This is a genomic window from Rhizobacter sp. P2_D12 (assembly GCF_056404395.1).
This window is the reverse complement of record NZ_JBFUEB010000207.1, coordinates 1-5,001: the sequence shown is the minus strand read 5'-3', so window position 1 is coordinate 5,001 and position 5,001 is coordinate 1. Positions and strand designations below refer to the sequence as shown.

General features: G+C 67.4%; 4 protein-coding genes and 2 tRNA genes. 3 read left to right on the top strand and 3 right to left on the bottom strand.

The window, feature by feature from the left end:
* Positions 1 to 444, top strand: a 444-nt coding sequence (locus AC1DYN_RS31540; RefSeq protein WP_477966584.1) for an ADP-dependent NAD(P)H-hydrate dehydratase, incomplete at its 5' end; no start/stop codon positions are given.
* 1 nt (position 445) lies between these two features.
* Here AC1DYN_RS31540 and rnr read toward each other — a convergent pair.
* The gene (gene rnr / locus AC1DYN_RS31535) at positions 446 to 2,689 is read right to left on the bottom strand and encodes a ribonuclease R (RefSeq protein ID WP_477966586.1); all 2,244 of its coding nucleotides are present in this window, start codon (positions 2,687 to 2,689) and stop codon (positions 446 to 448) included.
* A 25-nt stretch (positions 2,690 to 2,714) separates the two neighbouring features.
* On the opposite strand from rnr, the gene AC1DYN_RS31530 reads away from it, so the two are divergent.
* A tRNA-Leu gene (locus AC1DYN_RS31530) sits at positions 2,715 to 2,799 on the top strand.
* A 135-nt stretch (positions 2,800 to 2,934) separates the two neighbouring features.
* A tRNA-Leu gene (locus AC1DYN_RS31525) sits at positions 2,935 to 3,019 on the top strand.
* 81 nt (positions 3,020 to 3,100) lie between these two features.
* On the opposite strand, the gene AC1DYN_RS31520 is transcribed toward AC1DYN_RS31525, so the two are convergent.
* Together AC1DYN_RS31520 and AC1DYN_RS31515 are read right to left on the bottom strand one after the other, a co-directional pair.
* The gene (locus AC1DYN_RS31520) at positions 3,101 to 3,622 is read right to left on the bottom strand and encodes a phosphoribosyltransferase (RefSeq protein WP_477966582.1); all 522 of its coding nucleotides are present in this window, start codon (positions 3,620 to 3,622) and stop codon (positions 3,101 to 3,103) included.
* A 19-nt stretch (positions 3,623 to 3,641) separates the two neighbouring features.
* Positions 3,642 to 4,973, bottom strand: a complete 1,332-nt coding sequence (locus AC1DYN_RS31515) for an adenylosuccinate synthase (RefSeq protein ID WP_477966580.1) — start codon at positions 4,971 to 4,973, stop codon at positions 3,642 to 3,644.
* Positions 4,974 to 5,001: the final 28 nt, after the last annotated feature.

Genomic DNA, 5,001 nt, shown 5'->3' with positions numbered 1-5,001 from the left:
CACGACACCGGCCTGCGCCAATTGCTGGCCGCGCGCGGCCGCGGCGGCCGCCCGAGCGTGCTGACGCCGCACCCGCTCGAAGCGGCGCGACTGCTCGGCAGCGGCACGAAGGCGGTGCAGGCCGATCGCGTCGGCGCCGCGCAGGCGCTGGCCGACGAACTGCACAGCGTCGTCGTGCTGAAGGGCTCGGGCAGCGTGGTGGCCGCGCCGGGCCAACTGCCGTTCATCAACCCGACCGGCAATGCGGCACTCGCCACTGCCGGCACCGGCGACGTGCTGGCCGGCTGGCTGGGAGGCCGCTGGTCGACCCGCAGCGACGCGCCGCAGGCCGTCGCGGCCGAGGCCGCATGGCAGCACGGCCACGCGGCCGACCGCTCGCCGGTCACTCCGCTGCGTGCTTCGGACCTCATCGAAGCCCTGCACGCGCTGCAGCTGCGCCGCTGAATCAGCGCCGCCGCGCGGTCTTGCTGGGTGCCTTGCCGCCGCTCTTGCGTGCCGCCGATTTCGCGGCACGCACCGGATGCGCGGCCTTGCCCTTGGCGGCCTTCGTGCCGGCCTTGGCCGCACGGTCCGCCCCCTTCACCGCAGCCAGCTCGGCCGCAGCGCCGGCAGCCTTGTCGGTGCTGCGCCGAGGGCGCGCCGGGATGCCATCGTCGCTGCCCTCGTGCACCATGCGGAAGTCGATCTTGCGGCCGTCCAGGTCGACCCGGCTGACCTGCACGCGCACGCGTGCGCCCACGGTGTAGCGCACGCCGGAGCGTTCGCCGCGCAGTTCCTGGCGCGCCTCGTCGAACTTGAAGTACTCGCCGCCCAGTTCGGTGATGTGGATGAGCCCCTCGACATACAGGCCGTCGAGCGTGACGAACAGCCCGAAGCTCGTGACCGCGGTGACGGTGCYGCCGTACTCCTCGCCGAGGTGCTCGCGCATGAAGCGGCACTTCAGCCAGGCCTCGACGTCGCGCGAGGCCTCGTCGGCGCGACGCYCGTTGGCGCTGCAATGCGCGCCCGCCACCTCCCAGGTCTCTTCCTCGGCGTTCGCGCCGCGCCTGGCCTTCGAGGCCGGCTCCAGCGCCCCGGTGACGATGCTGTAGCGCTTGCCGTGCAGCAGCGCCTTGATCACGCGGTGCACCAGCAAGTCGGGGTAGCGGCGGATCGGGCTCGTGAAGTGCGTGTAGGCCTCGTAAGCCAGCCCGAAGTGGCCGCTGTTGATGGGGGTGTAGATCGCCTGCTGCATCGAACGCAGCAGCATCGAGTGGATCTGCATCGCGTCCGGCCGGTCCTTCGTCGCCGCGGCGATGGCCTGGAACTCGCCCGGCTTCGGGTCGTCGCTGACGCTCAGGCCGAGGCCCAGCGTCTTCAGGTAGTTCTGCAGCAGCGTCTTCTTCTCGGGCGTCGGGCCTTCGTGCACGCGGTACAGCGATGCGTGCTTGTGGCTCGCGATGAAGTCGGCCGAGCAGACGTTGGCGGCGAGCATCGCCTCTTCGATCAGCTTGTGCGCCTCGGTTCGGGTGCGCGGCACGATCTTCTCGATGCGCCCGTTGTCGTCGCAGACGATCTGCGTCTCGGTGGTCTCGAAATCGACCGCGCCGCGCTTGCTGCGCTCTTTCAGCAGCGCGCGGTACACCTCGTGCAGGTGCAGCAGGTGCGGCACCAGGTCCTTGCGCCGTGCGGCTTCGGGCCCGCGCGTGTTGCCGAGGATGGCCGCCACCTCGTTGTAGGTGAAGCGCGCATGCGAGCAGATCACCGCCGGGAAGAATTGGTAGGCGTGGATCTCGCCGGCGGGCGTGACGAGCATGTCGCACACCATCGCGAGGCGGTCCTCGTTCGGGTTCAGCGAGCACAGCCCGTTGGACAGCTTCTCCGGCAGCATCGGGATGACGCGGCGCGGGAAGTAGACCGAGGTGGCGCGCTCGTAGGCGTCCTCGTCGATCGGCTCGTTCGGCTTCACGTAGTGGCTGACGTCGGCGATGGCCACCACCAGGCGCCAGCCCTCGAAGGCGCTCTTGCCGCGCCCGATGGACACCGGCTCGCAGTACACCGCGTCGTCGAAGTCGCGCGCGTCCTCGCCGTCGATCGTCACCAGCGCGACGTCGGTGAGGTCGATGCGGTCCTTGCGGTCGATGCTGCGGATCTTGTCGGGCAGGCTCGCCGCCTGGCCCAGCGTCTCGGGCGAGAAGCGGTGCGGCACCTCGTACTTGCGCACCGCGATCTCGATCTCCATGCCGGGGTCGTCGATCTCGCCCAGCACCTCGGTGACGCGGCCCATCGGCTGCGAATACAGCGACGGCGGCTCGGTCAATTCGATCGCGACCACCTGGCCCGCGGTCGCATTCGCGATCGCGTTCTTCGGCACCATGATGTCCTGGCCGTAGCGCTTGTCCTCGGGGGCCACCAGCCAGATGCCGCTTTCATGCAKCAGGCGGCCGATGATCGGCGCCTTCTTGCGCTCGATGATCTCGAGCACGCGGCCCTCGGGCCGGCCCTTGCGGTCGTAGCGGATCACGCGCGCCTTGACGCGGTCGCGGTGCAGCACCGCGCGCATCTCCTGCGGCGAGAGGTAGAGATCGGGCTGGCGGTCGTCGCGGATCAGGAATCCGTGGCCGTCACGGTGGCCTTGCACCGTGCCCTCGACTTCGCTCATCAGTTCGTTGCCGACTTGCGTTGCGTTTGAGAAGTTGTTGTTTTTGATGATATAGTCCAAGACTTCCTGAAATGCCCAGGTGGCGGAATTGGTAGACGCACTAGTTTCAGGTACTAGCGGGTAACTCCGTGGAGGTTCGAGTCCTCTCCTGGGCACCAAGAATAATCAATAAATTGCAGGTATGAAGCAGGGCCAACACGAAGGTGTTGGCCTTTTGCTTTTGTGGGACCCATTGCGTGGGTCGGATGAAGCCGCGACATTCGCTCATGCTATAGTCGCAGGCTTCCTGAGATGCCCAGGTGGCGGAATTGGTAGACGCACTAGTTTCAGGTACTAGCGGGTAACTCCGTGGAGGTTCGAGTCCTCTCCTGGGCACCACGATCGAAAGATCGATTCGAAGGAAGTCAGCAGCAAGGCCAGCACATCGTGCTGGCTTTTTGCTTTGTGCGGCCCGTCCCGTCAAATCGCGAATTTCTTCGCCAATCCGTCCGGGCGGAGTTCGTCGTACTCCTCGAACGGCTGGTGGATCCACGGGCTCGTCGGCAGCAACTCGACGTAGTAGTCCGGCGTGTAGCTCGACACGCCCTTGGTCCAGATCACCGCCGAGCGCAGCTCGGATATCGCCGGCATGCCGCGCAGCCGGTCGACCACCGCGCGCAGCGTGACGCCCGAATCCGCCAGGTCGTCGACCAGCAGCACCCGCCCCGCCAGTTCGCCCTTGGGCAGCGTGATGTACTTCGCCATGTCGAGCCGGCCCTGGATGGTGCCGGCCTCGGCGCGGTACGAACTGGTCGACATGATGCCCAGCGGCTTGTCGAACACGCGCGACAGCACGTCGCCCGGGCGCATGCCGCCGCGCGCCAGGCACAGGATCTGGTCGAACTCCCAGCCCGAGGCATGCACCTTGAGCGCCAGGCGCTCGATCAGCATGTGGTACTCGTCCCAGGACACGTAGAGGTGTTTGCCGTCGTCGGTCAGCATGTGAAAGGCTCCTGGAGCGTCAGGCTTGGTAGGGGTGGCGCAGCAGAATCGTGTGCTCGCGATCGGGGCCGGTCGACACCATGTCGATCGGCCGTCCGATGAACTCCTGCACCCGCTCCAGGTAGCGCCGCGCATTCAGCGGCAGCGCATCCCATTGCGTGATGCCGGCGGTGCGCTCGGTCCAGCCGGGGAAGGTGTCGTAGATCGGCCGGCAGGCGACGATGTCGTCGGCATCCAGCGGCAGGATGTCGATGCGCTTGCCGTTCAACTCGTAGCCGACGCAGACCTTGATCTCGGGCAGGCCGTCCAGCACGTCGAGCTTGGTGATGCACAGGCCCGAGATGCCGTTGATGATCATCGAGCGCTTCAGCAGCGCCGCATCCAGCCAGCCGCAGCGGCGTGGGCGGCCGGTCACGGTGCCGCGCTCCTGGCCGACGGTGGACAGGTGGTGCCCCACCGTGCCCGGTTCGGCCATGTCGAGTTCGGTCGGGAACGGGCCACTGCCCACGCGCGTCGTGTAGGCCTTGGTGATGCCCAGGATGTAGTGCAGCATCTCCGGMCCGACGCCGGCGCCTGCSGCSGCATTGCCGGCCACGCAGTTSCWCGASGTSACGWACGGATAGGTGCCGTGGTCGATGTCGAGCAGCGTGCCCTGCGCGCCTTCGAAGAGGATGTTGGCGCCCTCGTGGTGCCTGGTGAACAGCGTATAGCCCACGTCGGCCAGCATCGGCTTGAGCTGCTCGGCCACCTTCATCGCCAGGTCGAAGATGGGCTGGAACTCCAGCGGCTTCGACTTCAAATAGCCGCCGAGCGCGAAGTTGTGCAACTCCAGCAGCTCGCGCAGCTTCTTCGCGAAGCGCTCCGGGTGCTTCAGGTCCTGCACGCGCAGCGCGCGGCGCGCCACCTTGTCTTCGTAGGCCGGGCCGATGCCCTTGCCGGTGGTGCCGATCTTGCCGGCCCCGCTGGTCTCGCGCAGCGCTTCGCGCGCCTTGTCGACCTCGACGTGGAACGGCAGGATCAGCGGGCAGGATTCGCTGATGAACAGGCGCGAACGCACTTCCAGCCCGATCGCCTCGAGGCGCTCGATCTCGCCGAGCAGGTGCACCGGGTCGACCACCACGCCGTTGCCGATGTAGCAGGCCACGCCTTCGCGCATGATGCCCGACGGGATCAGCTGCAACGCCGTCTTCACGCCCTTGATGACCAGCGTGTGGCCGGCGTTGTGGCCGCCCTGGAAGCGCACCACCGCCCGCGCGTGGTCGGTCAGCCAGTCCACCACCTTGCCCTTGCCTTCGTCACCCCACTGGGTGCCGACCACGACCACGTTGTGGCCGGCTCGCGTCTTGTCCATGTCTGTCCTGTCCAATGCCTTGAATGAG

Excerpts from the sequence above, each read along its gene's own strand:
- AC1DYN_RS31520 (WP_477966582.1), bottom strand. The coding sequence starts at position 3,622 with ATGCTGACCGACGACGGCAAACACCTCTACGTGTCCTGGGACGAGTAC.